The following is a 24,336-nucleotide window of genomic DNA, read 5'->3' as shown; positions in this document are numbered from 1 at the left end:
GCCTCCGGCGAGAGGGCACCGGGCCGGCGGAAGAGAGCCGGGCCTCCGGCACGAGGACGCCCCGCCCGGAGCAATATCTCCGCCCCCGGCGGAGGGGGGGCCAGCCCTCCTGCGGCGCGAGGGCGCCGGGCGCGTGGAGGGGCGGGTGCCCTCCGGGGGGTCAGGGGGCGAGACCCAGGCCCTCGTGCTCGCGTGGGGCGAAGAAGCGTTCGACGTCGGCTTCGGTCACCTCCGCGAGCGTGGCCGGACTCCAGCGCGGGCTGCGGTCCTTGTCCACGACCTGGGCGCGGATGCCCTCGACCAGGTCGGGCGAGTCGAGGCAGGCGCACGAGACCCGGTACTCCTGCTCCAGCACCTCCTCCAGCGTGGCCAGTTCGCGGGCCCGGCGCAGCGCGGCCAGCGTGACCTTCAGCGAGGTCGGCGAGCGGCGCTCCAGCGTCCCGGCCGCCTCCTTGGCGCCGCGCGAGCCGTCGGCGCGGAGCCGCTCCAGGATCTCCTCGACCGTGTCGGCGGCATAGCAGCGGTCGATCCATTCGCGCGCCGCCGCCAGCTCCCCGGGCGGCGCCTCCGCGACGGGAACCTCCAGCGCGTCCCGGAGCAGCGCGGGCAGTTCGGCCGAGGGCACGAAGTGGTCGGCGAGCCCGCACAGCAGCGCGTCGGCGGCGCCGACCGCGTCGCCGGTCAGCGCCAGATGGGTGCCCAGCTCGCCCGGCGCCCGGGAGAGCAGGAACGTGCCGCCGACGTCGGGCACGAAACCGATGCCCGTCTCCGGCATCGCCACCCGCGAGCGCTCGGTGACCACCCGCAGGCTCCCGTGCGCGGAGACGCCGACGCCGCCGCCCATCACGATGCCGTCCATCACCGCCACGTACGGCTTGGGGTACCGCGCGATACGGGCGTTGAGCCGGTACTCGTCGCGCCAGAACGGGCCCGAGGCGCCGCCCCGCGCCCGGGCGTCCTCGTGGATCGCGCGGATGTCGCCGCCCGCGCACAGCCCCCGCTCCCCCGCGCCGGTCAGCACGACGGCCTCCACCGCCGGGTCCTGCTCCCACCCCGCCAGCGCGGCGTCGAGGCGCCGGACCATGCCGTGCGTGAGGGCGTTGAGCGCGCGCGGCCGGTTCAGCGTGATCCGCCCGAGGCGCCCCTCGACGCCGGTCAGGACCTCTTCCTCGCGGAGTTCCTCGCGGAGTTCCTCGCGGGATTCCTCGTGTGCCATGCGCGTGCGTTCCTTCCAGAGCCGAGGGGCAGCGGGGCCCGGACGATCTTCCGGCCACCGTATGCCACGCCGCTCGCCGCGATCCCCCGCGCTCTGGACGCCATTTCCGCATGTAGCACGACATCGGACTCGTTTTGCGATACACGGAGAAGACTTGAGGAATTCTTGACGTCCTCAAGTGACCTATGTCACGCCCCCGTTCACAAAGAATCATGATTCGGCATATGCACATCTCCGCCGCCCCTGTGCAAGGATCCCTCCTTGTTGGCCTCGACCGAGGTTTTGGCTAGCAGCAATGCGGGGGACAAGAATGCCGACGATTATCGTCATCGGATACCGCGAGGATCTCGACAGGGCTCTGCGATCCAGGGACCTGGACCCCTACTACCTGATACAGGAACCGACGAACCCGCCGCGGAACAGGCGCTTCGCCCGTGTCACCGACATGGAGGACGCCCAGGAAGTTCTGCGCGCGGTGCTCGCCGCGGGCATCGCCGAGCCCGCCGGCGCGCTCAGCGTCCATGAGATGGGCGTCTTCACGGCCGCCTTTCTGCGCCAGCAGTTGCGCCTCCCCGGAAACGCGGACCCGAAAGGGACTCTCTACTTCCGCGACAAGTGCCTCCAGAAGAGCGCGCTGCCTCCCGACATACGCCGCGCGCGCTGCCGTCACGTGCCGCCGGGCACCCCGTTCCGCGAACTCGCCGACGAGCTGGGGGAACCCTTCGTCGTCAAACCGGCGAACGGCGCCGGGGCGCTGCGCACCGGCGTCGTGCGCACCCCCGAGGAGTACGCCCGCGCCCTGGAGCCCCTCTCCGGCGCCTCGGACGTGCAGGCCGTCGCCGAATCGCACGTGGCCGCGCCGGAGATCTACCTCGACGGCGTGTGGGACGGCGGCGCCCTGCGGTGGTCGTCGCTCACGCGCTACCACGCCTCCCCGCTGAGCGCCGTCCAGGGCGGTGTGCTCGCCGCGCACCTCATGGACGAGCGGCGCCATCCGGACCTGTTCCGCGAGGCGCGGGCGCTCGCGGAGCGCGTGCTCGCGAGCCTGGAGGCGCCCGACTGCGTGTTCCACATGGAATTCTTCGCGGTGGAACAGGGGCTCATGTTCGGCGAATGCGCCATTCGCCTCCCCGGCGCCCTCTCACCGCAGGCAGCGCATTCGACATTCGGCATCGACCTTTTCGACGCGGAGATCAGCCTCGCGCTCGGAGAAAAGCCGCATGTACCGCTGGGCGACCGGCCTCCCGAACGCTTCCACGGTTACGTCCTGCTGCGGCGCCCCCGTCAGGGAGAACTCACGCAGGGGGATTTCGAGCGCCATTTCCCCTTCGACATGATCGAGTATTCCGCGTCCCCCGAAGTGCCCGCCGGCCCGTACGGAAGTGTCGGACGCGCGCTCGTTTCCGAGCGGGACGAGTGGAAACTGCGCGAACTGATCGCGGACATCGTGCGGTTCAACGAGACCGGCGGCGCCGGAAAGGCCTGGCTCCCGGAATCCGCGGAAAGCCCGGCATAGCCCTCACTCCTCCTTCTCTTTCCTGTCCTTGCGAACGGAGGTCTTCGCTGTCATGCCGGAAACCCGTACCCGTACCCGTACCTTCCCCACGCTGCCGGGACTGCTGGAGAGCGCGGCCCGTGACACCTCGCGCGGCATCACCTTCGCCGACGGCTCGTTCCTGTCCTACGCCGCGCTGTCCGAGAGCGCCCGGCGGATCGCGCACGGGCTGCGCGAGCAGGGCGCCGCGCCCGGCGACCGCGCCCTGCTCACCGCCGAGGACCCGGAGAGCTTCTTCCCCGCCTTCTGGGGGTGCGTGCTCAGCGGCGTCGTGCCGTGCCCGCTCGCGCCGCCGTCCGACCCCCAGCGCCGGTACGCCCGGCTGCGGCACCTGTGCACCCTCCTGGACGACCCGCTGCTGCTCGTCCCGAAGTCGGCCTACGGGGAACTGCCCGACGTCGGGCTGAAGACGCTCACCGTGGAGGAGCTGGGCCAGTTCGGGCCGCCGCCGGAGGAGTCCCGCCCGGCACCCGCCGTCTCCTCCGGCACCCTCGCGCTGCTGATGCTCACCTCCGGGTCCACCGGCGCCGGAAAGGCCGTCCGGCTCACCCACGGCAATCTGCTGGCGGCGGTGGCGGGCAAGGCGGAGGCCCTGGAGCTGGGTCCCGAGGACACGGTGCTGAACTGGATCTCGGCCGACCACATCGCCGCGTTCGAGGCGCATCTGCTGCCGATGCTCACCGGCGCCGGGCAGGTCATGGTCACGCCCGCGACGGTGCTGGCGGACCCGGTGGAGTTCCTCACGCTGCTCGCGGAGCACCGGGTACGGGCGACGTTCACCCCCAACTTCCTCTTCGGCCAGATCAACCAGGCCCTCGCCCAGGGCCGCGGCCCGCGCCGCGCGCCGGACCTGTCGCACGTGCGGCACATCATCTCGGGCGGCGAGGCCACCGTGACCGCGACCGTGCGCGCGTTCCTCGCCGCGCTCGCGCCGTACGGGCTGCGCGAGGACGTGATCGTGCCCGCGTTCGGGATGACCGAGACGTGCGCGGGCAGCGTCTTCAACCGGGACTTCGCCGCGCGCGACCTCGGCACCGAGTTCCCGCCGCTGGGCCGCCCGGTGCGGGGCCTGCGCGTCCGTATCGCCGCAGAGGCGGACGAGAGGGATGAGGGAGACGGCGGGAACGGGAGCGGCACCGGCGAGGTCCAGTTCAGCGGGCCCATGGTCACCGAGGGGTACTACGGCGACGAGGAGGCCACCGCCCGCGCCTTCACCCCCGACGGCTGGTTCCGCACCGGGGACCTGGGATTCCTCGACGCAGACGGGCGGCTGACGCTGGCGGGCCGTACCAAGGACTCCATCATCGTGAACGGCGTCAACTACCACAGCCACGACCTGGAGGCCGTCCTCGACGAGCTGGACGAGGTCGCGCGCGGACAGGTCGCCGCGTTTCCCGTACGCCCCGACGGCGCCGACTCCGAGCAGCTCGCCCTCGCCTTCGTCCCGGCGGGCGACCCCGCCGACGACGCCGCCGTCTACCGCGCCCTCGTGGCGGTGCGCAGCTCCACGGTGATGCACTGGGGGTTCCGCCCCCAGGTGATCCTCCCCGTCGCCCCGTCCGACCTCCCCCGCGGCAATCTCGGCAAGGTCCAGCGCTCCCGGCTGCGCGCCGCCGTCGAGGAAGGACGCCTGGCCGGGGCGGCCCGCCGGGCCGAGGAGGTCAGCGCCCGGTTCCTCGGCGCCCACGCGGCCCCCGAGGGCGAGGCGGAGACCGCGCTGGCCGCCGTCTACGCCCGGGTGCTCGACGCCCCGAGGGTCTCCGCGACCGCCAGCTTCTTCGACCTCGGCGGCACCTCGCTGGACGTGCTGCGGCTCAAGGCCGAGATCCAGTCCGCGTTCGGCATCGAGGACGTGCCGATGGCGACGCTCCTCCAGGCCCCGACCGTCCGCGCGCTCGCCGCGCGCCTGACCGCCGGGCACGGGGCGGGCGGCGACGCGGCCTACGACCCGCTGGTGCCGCTCCAGGTCACCGGCGAGGGCACGCCGCTGTTCTGCGTGCACCCGGGCCTCGGTGAGGTGCTGGTCTTCGTGAACCTCGCCAAGTACTTCACGGGCGAGCGGCCCTTCTACGCGCTGCGGGCACGCGGGTTCGGGGAGGGCGAGACGCACTTCGGCTCGTTCGAGGAGATGGTGTCCACATACGTGGCGGCGATCCGCCGCGTCCAGCCGAGCGGCCCCTACGCGGTCGCGGGCTACTCGTACGGCGGGGCCGTCGCGTTCGAGATCGCCAAGCGGCTGGAGGCCGACGGCGACGAGGCCGGTTTCGTGGGGATCTTCAACCTCCCGCCGCACATCGCCGGCCGGATGAACGAGATCACCTTCACCGACGGCGCGATCAACCTCGCCCTCTTCCTCGAACTCATCGACCCCGGCGACGTCCCCCGCCTCACCGCCGCGCTCCGCCCGCTGCCCGAGGCCGAGCAGCTCGCGCGTCTCGTCGGCCGGGCGCCCGCGCGGCGGCTGGCCGAACTCGACCTGACCGTCGAGCGGTTCACCGCCTGGGTGCACCTCGCCCAGAACATGGTGCACCTGGGCCGCGACTACACCCCGTCGGGCTCGGTCGAGCGCGTACGGGTCTTCTACTGCACCCCGCTCAAGGGCACCAAGGAGGAGTGGCTGAACGGCCAGCTCCGCGCGTGGGACGCGTTCACCCGCACCGCCAACGCGTACATCGAGGTCGACGGCGAGCACTACACGCTGATGAGCCCGGAGCACGTCCAGACCTTCCAGGCCACGCTGCGCCGGGAGCTGGCCTCCGCAGACGACACCAGGAGCCGCTGAAGCATGCACGGCAAGAAGATCCTCATCACCGGGGGAACGGGACAGGTCGCACGCCCCGTCGCGGAGGCGCTCGCCGCCGCCAACGAGGTGTGGTGCCTGGGCCGGTTCACCGACGAGAACGCGCGCAAGGCGCTGGAGGCCGCGGGCGCCCGCACCGTGACCTGGGACATGGCGTCGGACGGCACGGACGGCCTGCCCCGCGACTTCACCCACGTCCTGCACTCGGCGGTGGCGCGCGGCGACGGGCGGGACTTCGAGGAGACCGCACGGGTCAACGCGGCGGGGACGGCGCGGCTGATGACGCACTGCGCGGACGCCGAGGCGTTCCTGTTCGTCTCCTCCGGGGTCGTCTACAACAGGGCCGACAGCACGCACCGTTACCGCGTCGGCGACCCGCTGGGCGGCGCCGCGCCCTGGCTGCCGACGTACCCCGTCGCCAAGCTCACCGCCGAGGGCGTCGCGCGCGGCCTCGCCGAAGCCCTCGGCCTGCCCACGGTGATCGCCCGGCTCAACATCGCCTACGGGCCGTACGGGCACGGCGGCGTGCCGATGATCCTCTTCCGGCAGATGCGCGAGGGACGGCCCTGCGCGGTGCCGCGCGAGGGGCAGAACTACTGCAATCTGCTGCACACCGACGACGTCGTCCGCCAGGTCCCGCTGCTGTGGGACGTCGCGCGGGCGCCCGCGCGCGTCGTGAACTGGGGCGGCGACGAGGAGGTCGGCTTCAACGACCTGCTGGAGCACATGTCCGCGCTCACCGGAGTGCCTGTCCGCTACGACCGAGGCGACCGCAGCCGCGAGACCGCGCTCTTCGACCACACCGAGCGCCGGGCCCTCATCGGCGACTGCGAGATCGGCTGGCGGGCCGGGATCGCCCGCACCCTGGCCGAACTGTTCGAGGAGTACCGCGACCGGATCGACGCGCACGCGTGACGGCGGCGGTGACAACCGCGATGACGACGGCGGCACTCCCGACCCGGAGAAGTGGAGACCCGGTATGCGCACGCCCGTAGAGACCGAAGCGCTCCAGGAAGCGCTGTGCGCGGCGCTCGGAGCCGAAGCGCCCGTGGCGCCCCTGACCCGGCTGGGCGCGGACGCGCGCGCGTTCGCCGCGCTGGACGCCGCGACGCGCGCCCGCCCCACGCTCGTCGGCCCCGGCACGCCGTACGGGCCGAGCACCCCGGCGCCCGCGGCGCCCGCGGTCGACGCGCTCGTGCGCCGCGCCGAGGCGCTCGGCGTGGACCAGGTCCTCGTGCCCGGGGTGCGGCGCGACGAGGACACGCGGGCGCTGCGGGACGCCGGGTTCGTCCCGGTGGACGCCGGGGCCGAGTGCGTGGTGCGGCTGAAGGGCGAGGTGGACGACGTGCTGCGGGCCCGGCTCGGCGGCGCGCGCCTGCGCGACCTGCGCCGCCGCGAGCGCGCGGTCGCCCGCGAGGTGACGTGGGAGCGGATCCCGCTGACCGCGCTCGGCGACCGGCCCTGGGCGCGGGACGCGTGCGCGGACCTCCACCGGCGCCGCGCCGAGAGGGAGGGCGGCAGCGGGGGCACCCCGTACACCGCCGAGGCCCTCGACGCGCTCGCGCGCGGCCCGTTGGAGGACCGTGCCGCGCTGTGCGTACGCCGCAGGGGCGGCGCCGTCGTGCACGCGGGGCTCGTGGTGACCGCGCGCAACGGACGCGGGCTGCACCTCCTCACGCAGGCCGCCGACCACGACGACCCCGTGGCCCGGCACAACCTCCATCTGGCCTCGCTGTACCGCCTCTTCCACCACGCGCGGGACGCCGGGCTGGCGTGGGTGCACCTCGGGCGGGGCGACGCCGAGGGCGCGCGCCGCCTGGGGGCCGACCTCTTCGTCCCGCTCGACCACTGGCTGCGCGCGCCGGGCCTCACCGAGCGGCCCCGCGAACCGGCCGTCGAGCCCGGGGTGTCGGAGTACGCGTCGCCGCCCGTCGCGTCCGTCCCGGTGCCGGGCCCGGCGCGGTTCCGGAACCGTCCGCGCTTCGACCTGCTGGACCTCTCCGGCAACACCAACCCGTTCCTCGGCCCCGAGACCCTCTACCCCGAGCTGGACACCAGGGAGCTGGCCCGCGCGTACCTCGACGCGATCGGAAAGGTGCCGGGCCACGGCGGCGCGTACCCGCTGGGCCCCGGGAACGCGCTGTTCACCAGCGGCGCGGTGGACGCCGTCATGCTGCTGCTGACGGCGCTGGCCTCGCCCCGCGACCGGGTCTGCGTCACCCCGCCCACCTTCGAGCTGTACGCCCACTTCGCCCGTGTCCTGCGGCTCCCCGTCGTCGAAGTGCCGCTCCAGGGCGCCGACCTGGACGAGCTGGACGTCGAGGGCATCCTCGCCGCCGACCCCCGGGTCGCCCTGCTCTGCGACCCGAACAACCCCGTGGGCACCCGCCTCGACCCGGAACGGGTGCGCGAGCTGGTGACGCGTGCGCGTGGCGTGGTGGTGATCGACGAGGCGTACGTCGAGTTCAGCGCGGAACCCTCGTACGCCCGGCTGGTCGCCGAGCACGGCAACCTGATCGTCCTCAGGACGCTGTCGAAGGCCTGGGGGCTGGCGAGCGCCCGCTGCGGGGTCGCCCTCGCCGGGCCCGGCCTGGTGGACGCGCTGCGCCGGGTGCAGGTGCCGTTCGGGTTCACCGACGCCTCGCAGCACGCCGTGCGGGCCCGGCTCGCCGAGGCGCGGCGGGTGTTCGCGAGCGTGCGGGCCGTCCACGCCGAGCGGGAGCGGCTGGCCGCCGCGCTGACCGGTCACCCCGCGGTGGAGCGGGTGTTCCCCTCCGAGGCCAACTTCCTGCTCGTACGCCTCCACAAGCACGAGCGCGCCATGGACCAGCTCCGCGCGGCGGGTCTCATGGTCGCCGACGTCGGCCATCTCGTGCCCGGCACGTGCCGGGTCTCGGTGGGCCGCCGCCGCGCGAACGACGCCTTCCTGGCGGCCCTGTCCGATGTCCTCTAGAAGGAGCCGACCTGTGATCAGCACCGTCGTCGCCGAGAACTTCGAGCGGTGGAGCGAGCCGCTGCACAAGGAGTTCGCCGAACTCGCCCACAGCGGCAGGGCCGGCCAGACGCTCGTACGGGAGACCGGCACGCTGCGCGTCTGGGAGACCCGCCTCGCCCCGGGCGAGCGCCTCCCCGTCCACCGGCACGTCCTGGACTACTTCTGGATCGCCCTCACGGACGGTCACGCCCGCCAGCACGCGGGCGACGGCAGCAGCCGCGAGGTCACGTTCGTGCGGGGCCAGACCCTGTACTTCCCGCTCGCCGAGGGGCGGCACCATCTGCACGACCTCAAGAACATCGGCGAGGCCGAACTGGCGTTCCTCGTCATCGAGGAAAAGGGCCCGGGGAACGCCCCGCTCCCCCTCGACTAGGCGGCCGCGGCCGAGTTCATGGCTTGGCGCGCAGTTCCTAGCGCCCCTGTAGCGGCCCCTCCGGGGCCTGCTTCAGAGCGCCGGGTACAGGTGCGCCCCGAAGGGGCGCGGGGAACTGCGCGACCAGCCACGACGCACGCGCGGCCCGCGACGCACACGACGGGGCAACCCCCACCCGGCACACAACCAGCGGGCACCCTAGCGAAAGTCCGCCACGTGGTCCGCCGCCCACTCACCGTACGTACGGGCAGGGCGGCCCATCAGTTCGGCGAAGACGCCGGTGGACGGCACCGGGTGCGCCTGCATCTCGGCGTGGGCCTCCAGGATGCCGAGCGCGTAGTCCTCGGGGACGCCACCGGCGATCAGCTCCTTGACGGCCTCGTCGTGCGGCGTCTCCTCGACGCGCAGCGTACGGCCCAGCGCGCGGCCGATCGCGGACACCTGCTCGGCCTGGGTGAGCACGTCGTTCCCGGTGAACTCGGGTGCGGTGCCGAGGAGTTCGTCGGTGAGCAGCGCCTTGACGGCGACGGCGGCGATGTCGGCCTCGTGGAGGAGCGAGCGCGCGGCGCCGGGGTACGGCATCCGGACGGTGTCGCCCGCGCGGGTCTGCGGCGCCCACTGCAGGGTGTTGGTGGCGAAGCCGCCGGGGCGGACCGCCACCCACTCGGGGACGGACTTCCGCACCAGCCGCTCCAGGACGGTGTGGAAGCCGAGGATGCCCTCCGCCGGCTCGCTCGTGTCGTCGTCGGACGCGCCGATCGTGGAGAGGTAGACGACGCGGCGCGCGTGCCGGGCGATCGTGGCCACGACCTCGTCCGCGCCCTCCCAGCCGAAGATCGGCCACATCAGGAAGACCGCGTCGACCCCGTCGAGCGCCGCGTCGAGGCCCTTCGGGTCGGTGAGGTCGCCGCGCACGGTCTCGACCCCCTCGGGCAGGACGCCCTTCGCCTTGGCCGGGTCGCGCACCAGCGCCCGTACGTCCACGCCCGCGGCGTGGAGCTGCGCGGCCACCTGGCCACCGACATTGCCCGTCGCTCCGGTCACGAGAATCACGGCATGCTCCTTCGTTCCGTGCCGCCCGGTGGGGCGGCGCCTGGGAAAGACCCTCCTACTTGAAGTGAGGTTGAAGTCAACGCGCCGCCCGTCTTCCCGCCATACCGACCGATCGGTACGCTCAACGGGCCCTGCCCGCACTCTCGTTGGGAGGCACGATGCGCATACGGCTCAGAGCCGTCCGCACGACACGGAAGACGACGCGGAAGACGACGCGGAAGACGGCACGGAGTACGGCGCGGAAGACGACGCGGAAGGTCCGCAGAGCGGCGCTCGGCGGGGCCGCGCTGCTGCTCGCCGCGACCGCGCTGCCCGCGGGCGCCCTGTCGGCCGCCGCCGCACCGCGCGCCGACGACCCCCAGGACCACGGTTCCGGACTCTCCTCCGGATACGCCGCCACCATCCGCTGGACCGAGTACGGCATCCCGCACATCACCGCCGACGACTATCCGGGGCTCGGCTTCGGCAACGGGTGGGCCCAGGCCACCGACCAGATCTGCGTCCTCGCCGACGGCTTCACCACCCTGCGCGGCGAGCGCTCCCGGTACTTCGGCGCCCGGGGCGAGCCCGACGGCTCGCTCTCCTCCGCGAGCACCAACCTCGCGAGCGACCAGTTCTTCACGGGCGTACGGAAGGCCCGTACGGTCGAGAAGCTGCTGCGGCAGCCGCCGCCCCGGGGGATCAGCCGCGAGATGCGCGAGCTGTCGCGCGGCTGGGCGGCCGGGTACAACGCCTGGCTGCGCGAGCACCGCGACGAGATCACCGACCCCGCCTGCAAGGGCGAGCCCTGGGTCAAGCCGATCACCGCGATGGACGTCGCGCGGCGCGCCTTCGCGCTCTCCGTCCTGGGCGGCCAGGGCCTCGCGGTGGACGGGATCACCGCGGCGAAGCCGCCGGGCGCGACCGCGCAGAAGGACGCCGAGCCCCCCGGCAAGCGCGAGACCGCGCGCGCCGCGCGGCGCCTCTTCGACCGGCGCGACTCCGACATGGGCTCGAACGCGGTCGCCTTCCACGGCTCGACCACCGCCAGTGGCGGCGGCGCCCTCCTCGGCAATCCGCACTACCCCTGGTCGGGCGGGCGGCGCTTCTGGCAGTCGCACATGACCATCCCCGGCGAGCTGGACGCCTCCGGCGGCTCGCTGCTGGGCTCCCCGACCGTCTCGATCGGGCACAACAAGCACGTGGCCTGGAGCCATACCGTCGCCACCGGCACCACCCTCAACCTCCACCAGCTCACGCTCGACCCGGCCGACCCCACGGCGTACACGGTGGACGGCAAGACCGAGCGCATGACGGAGCGGAAAGTGACCGTCCGCGACAAGGACGGCAAGCGGATCACCCGCAGCCAGTGGTGGACCCGGTACGGCCCCGTCGTCACCTCGGTGGAGGGGATCGACCTGCCCTGGACGGCCGGGACGGCGTACGCGCTGAACGACCCGAACGCCGCCAACCTCCGCCTCTCCCAGGCCGGGCTCGGCTTCAGCAAGGCCCGCTCCGTGGACGACATGGCCGAGTCCCTGCGCACCACGCAGGGGCTGCCGTGGGTCAACACCATCGCCGCGGACTCCTCCGGGCACAGCTACTTCGCGCAGTCCCAGGTCCTGCCCCGCGTCACGGACGCGCTGGCGGAGCGCTGCAACACGCCGCTGGGCAAGCTCACCTTCCCGGCCGCCGGGCTCGCCGTCCTCGACGGCGCGCGCTCGGACTGCGCCCCGAAGACGGGCCCCGGCGCGCTCCAGAAGGGCACCTTCGGCCCGTCCGAGGTCCCCGTCCTCAAGGACGCGCCCTACGCGGAGAACTCCAACGACAGCGCCTGGCTCACCAACGCCGACCGCCCCCTCACCGGCTACCCGCGCATCTTCGGCGACCAGGCCACCCCGCGCTCGCTGCGCACCAGGGGCGGCGTCCAGGACGTCGCGGCGATGACGCGCGAGGGCGGGCTGACCGTCGAGGACCTGCGGAAGCAGCAGTTCGCCAACCGGGTGCCCGCGGGCGACCTGGCCGCCGCCGACGCCGCGAAGGCGTGCGCGGCCCTGCCCGGCGGCACCGCGCCCGGCAGCGACGGCAAGCCCGTGGACGTCTCGCGCGCGTGCCGGGTCCTCGCGGACTGGGACCGCACGGCGAAGACGGCCAGCAAGGGCGCGCTGCTCTTCGACCGGTTCTGGCAGAAGCTGAGCGAAACGGCGAAGCCCGGTGAGCTGTGGCGCACCCCGTTCGACCCCGCGTCGCCCGTCACCACGCCGCGCGGCCTGAACACGGCCGCGCCCGCGTTCCGTACGGCCCTCGCGGGCGCCGTCGCCGAGCTGGACCGGCACGGCATCCCGCTCGACGCGCGGCTGGGCGACCACCAGTACGTGGTACGGGGCGGCGAGCGGCTCCCGATGCCGGGCAGCACGGAGTCCCTGGGCACCTGGAACCAGACGCGTGCCGTCTGGGACGAGGCGAAGGGCGGCTACCGGGAGGTCGACAACGGCTCCAGCTACATCCAGGCCGTCACCTTCAGCAAGGGCAAGGGCAAAGGTGAGGGCAAGGGCCAGAGCTGCCCCGTGCAGGCCCGCACCCTTCTGACGTACTCCCAGTCGCAGAACCCGAACTCGCCCCATTACAGCGATCAGACCGAGCTCTTCTCCACGGGCCGCATGGTGAAGGAGCGCTTCTGCGAGCGCGATGTCCGCGAGGCCCCCGGCCTGCGGACGGAACACGTGAGCGGCCGCTGACCGGGCAGGGCGCCCCGCACCGCGTGCGGGGCGCCCTCCTCCGGGCGCGGGGTGACACCAATGGCCCGTCCGCGTTGCCCGTGCGCGGGCGCGCGCCCAGGCTGGGGGCATGATCCCCGCGCACACCACAGGCGAGGGCGGCACGACCGTCGTGTACGGCGAGTCGGCGGGCCCGGTCCTGCACGTCTACGCCGACCCGCGCTGCCCGTACTGCAAGCGCATGGAGAACGGGCTCGGCGAGACCTTCCGGCGGCTCGCCGACGAGGGGACGTTCCGGCTGCACTACCACTTCGCGACATTCCTCGACGAGGCGCTCGGCGGCAAGGGCTCCCACCAGGCGCTGAACGCCCTCGGAGCCGCGGCCAACACCGGGCAGGCCGAGTTCCTGGAGTACCTGCGGGCGCTCTACGCGAACCAGCCGCACGAGGACCACGACACCTTCGCGGAGCCCCGCGCGCTGCTGGGGCTCGCGAACGACGTCGAGGGACTGCGCTCCCCCGAGTTCGAGAACGCCGTGCTGGAGTACGCCTTCGGGGCCTGGGTCGAGGACGTCTCCCGGGCCTTCGGGGAGAGCGGCGTCGAGGGGACCCCGACCGTCTTCTTCGGCGAGCGCCCCGTCGCGGTCCTGGACCGCACCGGGCACGCCGTCACGCCGGAGATGTTCACCGCTCAGCTTCAGGAAGGGTAGGACCATGGCCGACGACGTGACGGTCACCGACAATCCCGGCGAGGGCCAGTACGAGGCCAGGATCGGGGACGCCGTCGCCGGAACGGCGCAGTACATGCGCTCGTCCGAGGTCATCGCCTTCACGCACACCGAGGTCGACCTCGCGTACGAGGGCCGCGGCGTGGGCAGCGCCCTGGCCCGTACGGCGCTGGACGCGGCCCGCGAGGAGGGGCTCAAGGTCGTCCCCGTGTGCCCCTTCTTCGCGAGCTACATCCGCAAGCACACCGACTACCAGGACCTGGTCTACGAGAAGGACGGCGACCCGGCCTGAGGCGGCGCGCCCGGCCGGGGCGCTCAGCCGGCGGCGCCCGCCGCCTCCAGCGCGGGGATCACCGTGCCGCCGTACGCGTCGATCGTGCCCTCCTTCGCGTCGTGCATCGCGTAGAGCGCGAACTGGTCCACGCCGAGTCCCGCCAGCTCGCGGAGCCGGGCGGTGTGCGCCTGCTCGGGGCCGATCACGCAGAAGCGGTCCACGATCTCGTCCGGCACGAACGCCGTGTCCGGGTTCCCGGCACGCCCGTGGTGGGCGTAGTCGTACCCCTCACGCTCCTTGATGTACGAGGTCAGGGCCTCGGGCACCATGTCGGAGTGCTCCCCGTAGCGGGCGACGAGGTCCGCGACGTGGTTGCCGACCATGCCGCCGAACCAGCGGCACTGCTCGCGCGCGTGGGCCAGCGCCTCCGGGGTGTCCTCGCAGACGTAGGCGGGCGCGGCGACGCAGATCGTGACCTCCGAGGGGTCGCGCCCCGCGTCGGCCGCCGCCTGGCGGACCGCGCGCACCATCCACGCCGTGAGCACGGGGTCGGCGAGCTGGAGGATGAAGCCGTCCGCCTCCCGCCCGGCCAGGGCCAGCGCCTTCGGCCCGTACGCGGCCATCCACACCGGCAGCTTCCCGTCCCGCACCCACGGCAGCCGCAGCGGCGTGCCGTCGATCACGGTCTCGCGGCCCTCGGCGAGGTCGCGGATGGCGGTCATGGCCTCGCCCAGCCGGGCGAGGGTGTGCGGCTTGCGCCCGGCGACGCGCATCGCGGAGTCGCCGCGCCCGATGCCGCACACGGTGCGGTTGCCGTACATCTCGTTGAGCGTCGCGAACGTGGAGGCGGTGACCTCCCAGGCGCGCGTGCCCGGGTTGGTGACCATGGGGCCCACGGTGAGCCGTGTGGTGTGGGCGAGGATGCGGCTGTGGATGACGTACGGCTCCTGCCACAGCACGGGCGAGTCGAACGTCCAGCCGTAACGGAAGCCGTTCCGCTCGGCGCGGCGCATCAGCCCGACGGTGGCGGAGCCGGGCGGGTCGGTCTGCAGGACGAGGCCGAAGTCCATGGCGGTACCCCTCAGTTCAGACTGTGTCAGTTCAACAACTGGCAGATGCCGCGCGGGACGTACTGGCCGTGTCCGGCCCGTCCGGTGTACGTCCGCCGGTCGATGACGGTCTCGCCGCGGGACAGGACGGTCTCGACCCGGCCCGTGATCCGCTTGCCCTCGTACGCCGAGTAGTCGACGTTCATGTGGTGCGTCTCGGCCGAGAGCGTCTGCTCGGCGTGCGGGTCGTAGATGACGACGTCCGCGTCGGCGCCGGGCGCGAGGGTGCCCTTCTTCGGGTAGAGCCCGAACATCCGGGCCGGGGTCGCGCAGGCGATCTCGATCCAGCGACGGCGCGTCAGATGGCCGTCCAGCACGGCCTGGTGGAGCAGGTCCATGCGGTGCTCGACGCCGGGCATCCCGTTGGGGATCTTCGAGAAGTCGCCGCGCCCCAGCTCCTTCTGGCCCGAGAAGCAGAACGGGCAGTGGTCGGTGGAGACGACCTGGAGGTCGCCCGTGCGCAGCCCGCGCCAGAGCGCCGCCTGGTGCTCGCGTGGCCGCAGCGGCGTCGAGCACACGTACTTGGCGCCGCCGAAGTCGGGCTCGGCGAGGTTGTCCGTCGAGAGGTAGAGGTACTGGGGACAGGTCTCGCCGAAGACGGGGAGGTCCATGCCGCGGGCGATGGCGAGCTGCTCGACGGCCTGCTCGGCGGAGACGTGCACGACGTACAGCGGCGAGCCGGCGACGCGCGCGAGCTGGATCGCGCGGTGCGTGGCCTCGGACTCCAGCAGCGCCTTGCGGACCTCTCCGTGGTGCCGGGGGTCGGTCTCGCCGCGCTGGAGGGCCTGCTCGACGAGGACGTCGATGGCGATGCCGTTCTCCGCGTGCATCATCGTCAGGCCGCCGTTGGCGGCGGTGCGCTGCATGGCGCGGAGGATCTGCCCGTCGTCGCTGTAGAAGACGCCGGGGTAGGCCATGAACATCTTGAAGGAGGTGATGCCCTCCTCCACCAGCAGATCCATCTCCTTGAGCGTCTTCTCGTTGACATCGGAGAGGATCATGTGGAACCCGTAGTCGACGGCGCACTGTCCGTCGGCCTTGGCGTGCCACAGATCGAGCCCCTCGCGCAGCGCGTGCCCCTTGGTCTGCACGGCGAAGTCCACGATGGTCGTGGTACCGCCCCAGGCCGCGGCGCGGGTGCCGGACTCGAAGTCGTCGGAGGAGAAGGTCCCGCCGAACGGGAAGTCCATGTGCGTGTGCCCGTCGACGCCGCCCGGGATCACGTAGCGGTCGGTGGCGTCGATCGTCCGGTCGGCGCCGAACGACTCGGCGGCGGCGCTGTGATGGGCGGCGAGCGCCGCGATCCGGCCGCCCTCGATGAGGACGTCCGCGTGCAGTTCGTCGGAGGCGGTGACGACGAGGCCGTTCCTGATGACGGTGGACTCGGGGGTTGGCATGAGCGGCTCCTTCACGAGGGCAGCAAGCGCAGCAAGCCTGTTCGACACGCGTAGACATACGTGAGGCTGCGACAGTAGGTCGCCTCCGGGCCGCTGACAAGAACCCCCGCGCCGCCGGACGGGCTCAGCGGGCGCGCTTGAGGACGAGGGGCCGTCCGGGCCCGACGGGGCTGGTGATCCGCGCCTCGTCCGCGCCGTTCATCCGCACGCGCATCGGCACGGCCATGTCCTGGTCCCCGCCGCCACACGCCTCCTTGTCCCCCAGGAGCCCCGCGTAGACGAGCGTGCCGTCGTCGGCGGCACCGAGGACCTTGGCCCACTCGCAGCCCTCGTTCCGCCCCTTGCCGACGAAGCGCATCATCGCGACATCGACCCTGCCCTGGTCGAAGCGGACGAGGGTCCCCTCACTGCCCTTCGCCGCCTCGCCGGTCATCCTCCACTCGCCGACCAGGGCCTTGGGCACGGGCTTCTCCTTGCCGTTCCGGACGCGGGCGAGGCGCACGGGCGCCTTCTGCCCGGGCGCGGTCCACACGAGCGCGCCGTTGCGGTGCACGAGGTCCTGCACCTCGCGCCGCGGGCAGGTCTTCCCGTCCTCGTACGGCTTCGAGGGGCCGCTGCGGACGCGCATGACGCCGTCGTACGACACGAGGTTCGCCACGGTGCGGCACAGGGTGTCCTTGTACGTGCCGTAGGCCGTCAGGACCGGCTCGCCCTTGGCGCCCTGCTCGACGTCGACCCGGTGCAGGACCGCCTCCTCGCCCTCGGGCTTCTTCGCGGCGGACTGCCAGGAGCCCAGGAACTCCTTGGGCAGGGCCCCGCCGGGCTGCGGCTCCAGGCTCCTGCCCGGCGAGGGCCGCGCGGACGAACCGCCGCCCGCCTTCCCGCCGTCGTCCCCCGCCCCGGACCCGCCCCCGTCCATGGCCCGTACGGCGAGCAGGGTCCCGCCGCCCGCGACCAGCACGAGCGCCACGGCACCCGCGAGGACGACCGCACGCCGCGAACGCCCGGGGCGGGCCTGGCCGTTCGGGCCGGAGTGACCGCTCGGGCCGGTGGGACCCGAGGGGCCGGAGGGACCGTTCGAGTCCGTCGGGACGTTCGTCACGGGCGGGGGCGGGTCCGGTGTCCGGCCCGGTCCGGGCGTCGCACCCGGCCCCCGACCCGGGCCCGGGACAGGCCCCTGCCCCGGGGCCGGGCCCGGGTCGGGGGCCGGGCCGAAGCCCGTGCGGGGCGGCTCGGGCGGGCGCGGCGGGACGACGTCCGCGACGGCGGCGCGGTCGGCGGCCTCCCGGGCGCCCGGCACCTCCGCGTCCAGCAGCCGCGCGGCGTGCTGCCCCAACTGGGCGACCAGCCCGGCCGGAAGCCACGGCTCCGCCGCGCCGTCGCCCCGCCCGCCGGGCCCCGGCTCGCCCTCCGGGTCCGCCGTGCGGGCCACGATCTCGTCGAGGCCGGGGCGCCCGGCGACGTCCTTGGCGAGGCAGGCGGCCACCAGGTCGCGCAGCCCTCCGGGGACGCCCGCGAGGTCCGGCTCGTCCTCGGCGACGCTGAAGAGGAGCCCGTGCGCGGAGAGGTTCTCGTCGCCGAAGGGCACGCGGCCCGTCGCGGCGAAGGCCAGCGTGGAACCGAGCGAGAAGATGTCACTCGCGGCCGTCAGCCGCTTGCCGCGCGCCTGCTCGGGCGACATGAACGCGGGCGAGCCCACGACGGCGCCCGTACGCGTCAACTGCGTGTCCCCGACGGGCTCCAGGGCCCGCGCGATGCCGAAGTCGATCAGGCGCGGCCCGTCGAGGGTGACCAGGACGTTCGACGGCTTCACGTCGCGGTGGATCAGCCCGGCCCCGTGCACGCTGCCCAGGGCGAGCGCCAGCCGGTTCAGCAGGATGCGCACGGTCCGCTCGGGCAGGGGCTCGGACTGGGCCCGGACCGCGTCGTCGAGAGGCACGCCCGGCAGGTAGCCGGTCGCCAGCCAGGGCCGCGGCGCGTCGGGCTCGGCGTCGAGCACCGGGGCCGTCCACTCGCCGCCGACCTGCCGCGCGGCGCGCACCTCGCGCGCGAAGCGGCGCCGGAAGTCGGGCTCCTCGGCCAGATCGCTCCGTACGAGCTTGACCGCGACCGTCCGTCCGCGCAAGGACTGCGCCAGATAGACGCTGCCCATCCCGCCCTCGCCGAGCCTGCCCAGCAGCCGGTAGTCGCCGATCTGCCGCGGGTCCCCCGCCCGTAGCGCCTCCATCCGTTCCCCCCGAGTAGTGGTCGCCAACCGCCCAGCGATCGTACGTGGTGGGGGTGTGAGGGGTCAGTCGGCCCGTTCGAGGATGACGGACCTGCCGGGGTCCACGGGGTTGTTGAACCGCACCTCGTCGTCGCCGTTCATCGTCACGCGCATCGGCACCTGCATGGTCATGCCCACCATGGGCACCGCGAGGTCGCTGCCGTCGCCGCACGCGGCGATGGGCCCGGTCAGTCCGCCGTAGAGGAACGCGCCGTCCTCCACGGCGCCCAGCGTCTTGACCCACTCGCAGGCCTCCTTCGCACCCCGCCCGGTGAACTCGAAGTTCATCAGGGCGTCCCCCACCGGCCCCTGGTAGAAGTCGACACGGATGTCCTCGCCCTCCTTGGCCGCCTCGCGGGTCATCTTCCACTGGCCGATCATGGCCTCGGGCACCAGCTTCTTCCGCTTGCCGCGGACCCGGTCGAGCCAGAGGGCCTCGCGCTCCCCGGGAGCGCTCCAGGCCAGGGCCCCGTTCCTGTGGTCCAGCTTCTGCCGCGTGTGCTGCGGGCAGGGCTTCTGGGAGCCGCGGCTCTGCGAGATCTCGCCCTTGAGCCGCAGGGCGCCGTCGTGCGAGACGAGGCTCGCCTCGGAGTAGCACAGGTTGTCCTTGTAGACGCTGACGGTCTTCGCGACCGTGTCGCCCTTACGGCCCTGCTCGATCTCGACGTGCTGGGTGACCACCCCGTCGCCGTCGGGCCTCCTGACGGCGGACTGCCAGGTGCCCAGGTACTCCTTCGGCACCTCTCCGGCGGACGCGGGCCGGGGCCCGTCCCCGCTCTTCCGCTCGGCGCGCGCCTTGCCCACTGCGGAGGGCGAAGCGCCGGAGCCGGTGCCGCCGTCCTCCCCGCGCAGATCGACGCCCCGTACGGCGAGGAGGGCCCCGCCCCCGGCGAGCAGCGCGAGGGCCAGGACGGCGCCGAGGAGGACCCGCCCGCGCCGGGGGCGGCGCTGCTCCGTGGGCCGGGAGCGGTCGGAATCGGACGGGGCGTCCTCCGGACCGACCTCCGAGTCACCCTCCGGGCCATCCTCCGCGGGTGAGGCCTCCGGTGCCGCTCCCGTTTCCGGGCGGGCGGGCTCCTCCAGCCACTCCGGGGGCAGTTCCGGCGCCTTCGGTGGCTCTTCCGGCTCCGGCGCCGCCAGCGGCATCCCGAACGCGTAGGCCGCACGGTCCGCCGCCTCCCGCGCACCCGGCACCTCCGCGTCCAGCAGCCGCGCGGCGTGCTGCCCCAACTGGGCGACCAGTCCCGCCGGGAGCCACGGCTCCGCCGCGCCGTCGCCCCGCCCGCCGGGCCCCGGCTCGTCCGTCGGGTCGGCGGTACGGGTGAGGATCTCCGCGAGCCCCGGACGCGCCCGAGGGTCCTTGGCGAGGCACGCGGCCAATAACTCCCGCAGACCGTCCGGCACTTCCGTCAGGTCCGGCTCGTCCTCGGCGACGCGGAACAGCACCGCGTGCGCGGCGAGGCACTCCTCGCCGAAGGGGACGCGGCCCGTCGCCGCGAACACCAGCGCGGAGCCGAGGGAGAAGATGTCGCTGGCCGCCGTCAGCCGCTGCCCCCGCGCCTGCTCGGGCGACATGAAGGCCGGGGAGCCGACGAGGGCCCCGGTCCGGGTGAGCTGGATGTCGCCGAGGGGCTCCATCGCCCGCGCGATGCCGAAGTCGATCAGACGCGGGCCGTCGATGGTGACCAGGACGTTCGACGGCTTCACGTCGCGGTGCACGAGCCCCGCCTCGTGCACGCTGCCCAGCGCCAGTGCCAGCCGGTTGGCGAGGATGCGGACGGTGCGCTCGGGCAGCGGATCGGGCTGCTCCTCGACCGCGTCCTCCAGGGAGATGCCCGGGATGTAGCCGGTGGCCAGCCACGGCTGGGCCGTCTCGGTCTCCGCGTCGAGCACGGGCGCCGTCCACTCGCCCCCCACCTGCCGCGCCGCGCGCACCTCCCGCTCGAACCGCCGCCGGAAGGCCGGATGCTGGGCCAGATCGCTCCGTACGAGCTTGACCGCGACCGTCCGTCCGCGCGAGGACTGCGCCAGATAGACGCTGCCCATCCCGCCCTCGCCGAGCCTCCCCAATAATCGGTACTCGCCGATCTGCCGCGGGTCGCCCACCCGTAACGGCTCCATCCACTCCCCCGAGCTGTCCGTGGTTCATCGGTCAACTGCGAAGCGATCGTACGCCGTTGGGGTCATGCGCTCGGTCCGGTCGGCCATCTCCGGCCACCGCGCGGCAGGGCTCGCGAGGGGGGCTCTCGGGTGTCTACGGTGCGGGCGTCCCTCCCAGCTCGGTCTCGGCCGCGCGCAGCGCCCGTTCGAGTACGGCGGCGCCCTCCTCCGCCTCGGCCACGGTCAGGGTCAGCGGCGGGGCGATGCGCAGGACGCTGGCGGTGGCGTGGCCGCCGCCCTTGCCGATGAGCAGCCCGCCCTCGCGCGCCGTCTCCAGCACGATCGAGGCGGCCTCGGGCGAGGGCGCGTCCGTGCCGGGCAGCACCAGCTCCACGCCGATCATCAGGCCCCGGCCCCGCACCTCGCGGACGACGCCGAGCCCGGCGGAGACGGCGCGCAGCCGCTCCAGCAGGAGCCCGCCGACGCGGCGCGCGTTGCCCTGGAGGTCGTGCTCCAGCAGATACGCCAGGTTCGCGTTGCCCGCCGCCATGGTGACGGGGCTGCCGCCGAACGTGGAGATGGAGTTGGCGTCGAGGCAGTTCATGACCTCGGCGCGGGCGACGACGCCGCCGATCGACATCCCGTTGCCGATGCCCTTGGCGAAGGTGAGCACGTCGGGCGGCCCGGCCGCGTCATGGGCCTGCCAGCCCCAGAAGTGGTCGCCCGTGCGGCCCCAGCCGGTCTGCACCTCGTCGCTGATCCAGAGGATGCCGTGCTGCTGCAGGGTCTCGCGGAAGGCCGCGTAGAGCCCGTCCGGCGGGGAGGTGAAGCCGCCGACGCCCTGCACGGGCTCGGCGATCAGCGCCGCGACGTTGCCGTGCGTCTGGCCGAGCACGTCCTCAAGGTCGGCGACGCAGGCGGCGGTGAACCCCGCGTCGTCCAGCCCCGCGAAGGGGCCGCGCGTGCGCACCCCGCCGTGCACGTACAGCGTGTGGAGCGGCGAGAGGGACGAGGGCGACCACGAGCGGTTACCGGTGATGCCGACGGCGGAGAACGAGCGGCCGTGGTAGCTGTTGCGCATCGCCAGGACCTGGTTCGACTGGCGGTACGCGGTCGCGAGCAGCAGCGCCGTGTCGTTGGCCTCGGTGCCGGACGTGGTGAAGAAGACCCGCGCGTCCGGGATGCCGGAGAGCGAGGCGACGCGCTCGGCCAGCTCGACCATGGGCCGGTCGAGGTAGAGCGTCGAGGTGTGCAGGATGCGCCCGGCCTGCTCGCTGACGGCCTTGGCGACCTCGGGCAGCGCGTGCGCGGTCATGGTGGTGAGGATGCCGCCGAAGAAGTCGAGGTAGCGGTTGCCCTCGGCGTCCCACACGTGCCGCCCCTCGCCGTGGGTGATCTCCAGGGGGCGGTCGTAGTAGAGCGCGAGCCAGTCGGGGAGCACGGCCCGGTGCCGGGCGTGCAGGTCGTCGTGCGGGTCGTTCTGTGCGGTCACGGCTGCACCAGCCCTCCGTACGCGTCCGGCCGCCGGTCCCGGTAGAAGGCCCACTGCTGCCGCACCTCGTCGATCATGCCGAAGTCGAGGTCGCGCACGACCAGCTCCTCCTCCTTGTCGCTCGCCACCTCCCCTACGAACTGCCCACGCGGGTCCACGAAATAGCTCGTGCCGTAGAAGTCGTTGTCCCCGTACTCTTCGACGCCGACGCGGTTGATGGCCGCGACGAAGTACTCGTTGGCGACGGCCGCCGCGGGCTGTTCGAGCTGCCAGAGGTACGCGGAGAGGCCGCGCGAGGTGGCCGAGGGGTTGTAGACCAACTGGGCGCCCGACAGGCCCAGTTCGCGCCAGCCCTCCGGGAAGTGGCGGTCGTAGCAGATGTAGACGCCGACCCGCCCCACGGCCGTGTCGAAGACGGGCCAGCCCAGGTTGCCGGGGCGGAAGTAGAACTTCTCCCAGAAGCCCCTGACCTGCGGGATGTGATGCTTGCGGTACGTGCCGAGGACGGTGCCGTCCGCGTCGATCACGGCGGCGGTGTTGTAGTAGAACCCGGAGCCGTCGACCTCGAAGACGGGCGCGACGACGACCATGCCGGTCTCCCGCGCGAGGGCCCGCATCCGCTGGACCGTCGGCCCGTCGGGAACGGACTCGGCCCACCGGTAGTGCGCGGGGTCCTGGACCTGGCAGAAGTACGGCGCGTTGAAGACCTCCTGGAAGCCGATGACCTTCGCGCCCCGCCTCGCCGCCTCTCTCGCGTGCTCCTCATGCTTGTCGACCATGGACTCGGTGTCCCCGGTCCAGGTGGCCTGCACCAGCGCGGCTCGTACGACCTCGGGCATGAACAGCTCCTTCGATGGAGACGGCAAGCCTGTGCGACACGCGTGCCGCATCGCCCGGGGGATGACCCCCGGGCCCCCAGCCGGACACGCGACCCCGCCAAGGGTCCGGCCCCACCGTGACCGTGCGACACGCGTAGATATACGTGAGGTTGTGACCGTAAGTCCCGCCCGCGCCGCTGACAAGAACCCCGGCGGGGGCGTTTGCCGTGCGGCGCGGCGCGGGCGCTCAGCCGGACCTGGTGTAGCGGGTCTCGTCCTCGCTGCCGAGGTACGTGACCACGATCTCCTCGTCGCTCCGCACCCGCACCTCGAAGGAGGTGTCACCCCGGTCCTGGCACTTCCTGCCGTTGCCCAGCTTCTGCTCGTCGAGCGGGCTGTAGGCCAGGACCTTCCCGTTGGCCGCGCCGAGGGTGGCCCGCCACTTGCACAGGGCCTGGCCGCCCGACTCGACCTTCAGGTCCACTGTCGCGGTCCCCGTACGGCCCTGCTCGAACTGCATGAGGGCCTTGCCCTCGGGAGGGTTGTCGTCCGACTCCCACTCGCCCCGGAGCAGTTCGAGGGGCACGGGACGGGCGGCGTCCGACACCCGGTCCAGCGTCCTCCCGCTGTCGGCGCCGCCCTTGCCGCGACGCCAGTCGAGGCTGTCGTCGCCCGCCGGCCGCAGCGTCTGCCGCCCCGCCGACGTGCACCTCGTGTCCGGCGGGAGGCCCTGGACGTTCTGGCTCTCCACGGTCATACGGCCGGTGGCGCGGTCGTACGCGCGCAGGACCGCGTCGGCCGTGCACACCCCGCCCTTGAAGACGGTGTGCACCTGGGCGACGACGTCCCCCTCGTCGCCCTGCACGATCTCGAACCGGCGGGCGGCCTCCTTCCCCTCCGCGTTCGCCTGCCAGGCGCCCAGGAACTCCTTCGGGAGCCCGCCGCCCGGCGCGGGAGCCGGGCCCTTCCGGGAGGCGGAGGGCTCGGGTGCGGCCTCGGCGCCGCCCGCGTCCGGCTTCTCCTTCTCCACGGGCTCCCGGGCCGCCGGCTCCTTCTTCCCGCCCTCTTTCCCCCCGTCGTCGAGGGCGCCGAGGGCGAAGTAGGTGCCGAGCCCCGTGAGGAGGGCGAGCGCCAGTCCGCCGGCGGTCAGCGCCAGGGCGCGGCGCCGCCGGCCGGGGCGGGACGGGGGCTCGGGCGCCCGGTGGATCTCGTACGACGGCGGGGCGGTCGGCGCGTCGGCGCGGGGCTCGCCCGTGACCGTCGTCATTCCGTGCACCCCGGCCTCCTCGGGGCCGGGGCCGTGGCCGGGGCCGTGGCCGGGCTCCTCCGGCGGCGCGGCGGGCGGCGGGGGCACCGGCGGCCTGGACGGCGGGCCCGCGGTCGGCGGGCCCGCGGTCGGCGGGACCGAGGGGGGCGGGGGCACGGCGGGGGCGTCCGCGGCCCGGTCCGCGGCCTCGCGGGCGGC

At 73.6% G+C, this 24,336-nt stretch carries 16 protein-coding genes; 8 read left to right on the top strand and 8 right to left on the bottom strand.

What is annotated here, in order from left to right:
- Window positions 1–160 precede the first annotated feature (160 nt).
- Window positions 161–1,216, bottom strand: a complete 1,056-nt coding sequence (locus ABD343_RS31900) for an enoyl-CoA hydratase/isomerase family protein (RefSeq protein ID WP_344533218.1) — start codon at window positions 1,214–1,216, stop codon at window positions 161–163.
- Window positions 1,217–1,526: 310 nt separating this feature from the next.
- Between ABD343_RS31900 and ABD343_RS31895 the strand changes: the two genes are divergently transcribed.
- The 5 genes from ABD343_RS31895 to ABD343_RS31875 all read left to right on the top strand — a co-directional run bounded on the left by ABD343_RS31895 (window position 1,527) and on the right by ABD343_RS31875 (window position 8,939).
- Complete coding sequence (locus ABD343_RS31895; protein WP_344533216.1) at window positions 1,527–2,732, top strand: ATP-grasp domain-containing protein; 1,206 nt, start codon at window positions 1,527–1,529, stop codon at window positions 2,730–2,732.
- 52 nt (window positions 2,733–2,784) lie between these two features.
- Window positions 2,785–5,553, top strand: a complete 2,769-nt coding sequence (locus ABD343_RS31890; protein WP_344533214.1) for an alpha/beta fold hydrolase — start codon at window positions 2,785–2,787, stop codon at window positions 5,551–5,553.
- A gap of 3 nt (window positions 5,554–5,556) precedes the next feature.
- The gene (locus tag ABD343_RS31885; RefSeq protein ID WP_344533212.1) at window positions 5,557–6,486 is read left to right on the top strand and encodes an NAD-dependent epimerase/dehydratase family protein; all 930 of its coding nucleotides are present in this window, start codon (window positions 5,557–5,559) and stop codon (window positions 6,484–6,486) included.
- A gap of 64 nt (window positions 6,487–6,550) precedes the next feature.
- Window positions 6,551–8,524, top strand: a complete 1,974-nt coding sequence (locus tag ABD343_RS31880; protein ID WP_344533210.1) for a histidinol-phosphate aminotransferase family protein — start codon at window positions 6,551–6,553, stop codon at window positions 8,522–8,524.
- 13 nt (window positions 8,525–8,537) lie between these two features.
- Window positions 8,538–8,939: a cupin domain-containing protein gene (locus ABD343_RS31875; RefSeq protein WP_344533208.1), complete on the top strand. Its 402-nt coding sequence runs from the start codon at window positions 8,538–8,540 to the stop codon at window positions 8,937–8,939.
- Window positions 8,940–9,137: 198 nt separating this feature from the next.
- On the opposite strand, the gene ABD343_RS31870 is transcribed toward ABD343_RS31875, so the two are convergent.
- Window positions 9,138–9,992 carry an SDR family oxidoreductase gene (locus tag ABD343_RS31870; RefSeq protein WP_344533206.1) on the bottom strand — a complete coding sequence of 285 codons (855 nt, stop codon included), beginning with the start codon at window positions 9,990–9,992 and terminating at the stop codon, window positions 9,138–9,140.
- Between the two features lie 158 nt (window positions 9,993–10,150).
- On the opposite strand from ABD343_RS31870, the gene ABD343_RS31865 reads away from it, so the two are divergent.
- The 3 genes from ABD343_RS31865 to ABD343_RS31855 all read left to right on the top strand — a co-directional run bounded on the left by ABD343_RS31865 (window position 10,151) and on the right by ABD343_RS31855 (window position 13,707).
- Window positions 10,151–12,709, top strand: coding sequence for a penicillin acylase family protein (locus tag ABD343_RS31865; protein WP_344533205.1), 2,559 nt, complete (start codon window positions 10,151–10,153; stop codon window positions 12,707–12,709).
- 109 nt (window positions 12,710–12,818) lie between these two features.
- The gene (locus tag ABD343_RS31860; protein WP_344533204.1) at window positions 12,819–13,397 is read left to right on the top strand and encodes a DsbA family protein; all 579 of its coding nucleotides are present in this window, start codon (window positions 12,819–12,821) and stop codon (window positions 13,395–13,397) included.
- Between the two features lie 4 nt (window positions 13,398–13,401).
- Window positions 13,402–13,707 carry a GNAT family N-acetyltransferase gene (locus ABD343_RS31855; RefSeq protein ID WP_344533203.1) on the top strand — a complete coding sequence of 102 codons (306 nt, stop codon included), beginning with the start codon at window positions 13,402–13,404 and terminating at the stop codon, window positions 13,705–13,707.
- A gap of 23 nt (window positions 13,708–13,730) precedes the next feature.
- Here ABD343_RS31855 and ABD343_RS31850 read toward each other — a convergent pair whose 3' ends face one another.
- From ABD343_RS31850 to ABD343_RS31825, 6 genes are all read right to left on the bottom strand, one after another.
- Window positions 13,731–14,759: a TIGR03842 family LLM class F420-dependent oxidoreductase gene (locus ABD343_RS31850; RefSeq protein ID WP_344533202.1), complete on the bottom strand. Its 1,029-nt coding sequence runs from the start codon at window positions 14,757–14,759 to the stop codon at window positions 13,731–13,733.
- Between the two features lie 26 nt (window positions 14,760–14,785).
- Window positions 14,786–16,195, bottom strand: a complete 1,410-nt coding sequence (gene hydA, locus ABD343_RS31845) for a dihydropyrimidinase (protein ID WP_344533201.1) — start codon at window positions 16,193–16,195, stop codon at window positions 14,786–14,788.
- Between the two features lie 124 nt (window positions 16,196–16,319).
- On the bottom strand, window positions 16,320–18,422 hold the full coding sequence (locus tag ABD343_RS31840; RefSeq protein WP_344533200.1) for a serine/threonine-protein kinase: 2,103 nt from the start codon (window positions 18,420–18,422) through the stop codon (window positions 16,320–16,322).
- Between the two features lie 63 nt (window positions 18,423–18,485).
- On the bottom strand, window positions 18,486–20,567 hold the full coding sequence (locus tag ABD343_RS31835) for a serine/threonine-protein kinase (protein ID WP_344533199.1): 2,082 nt from the start codon (window positions 20,565–20,567) through the stop codon (window positions 18,486–18,488).
- A gap of 148 nt (window positions 20,568–20,715) precedes the next feature.
- A complete protein-coding gene (locus ABD343_RS31830) occupies window positions 20,716–22,053 on the bottom strand; it encodes an aspartate aminotransferase family protein (RefSeq protein WP_344533198.1) in 1,338 nt (445 codons plus the stop codon).
- Window positions 22,050–22,892: a nitrilase-related carbon-nitrogen hydrolase gene (locus ABD343_RS31825; RefSeq protein WP_344533197.1), complete on the bottom strand. Its 843-nt coding sequence runs from the start codon at window positions 22,890–22,892 to the stop codon at window positions 22,050–22,052. Before ABD343_RS31825 ends, ABD343_RS31830 begins: the two co-directional genes overlap by 4 nt.
- Between the last annotated feature and the right edge of the window lie 1,444 nt (window positions 22,893–24,336).

Origin of the sequence: Streptomyces albiaxialis, from assembly GCF_039530985.1 — a bacterium.
Classification (GTDB): Bacteria; Actinomycetota; Actinomycetes; order Streptomycetales; family Streptomycetaceae; genus Streptomyces; species Streptomyces albiaxialis.
Note: the sequence above shows the minus strand (reverse complement) of the source record. Positions and strands in the feature narration are given on the sequence as shown.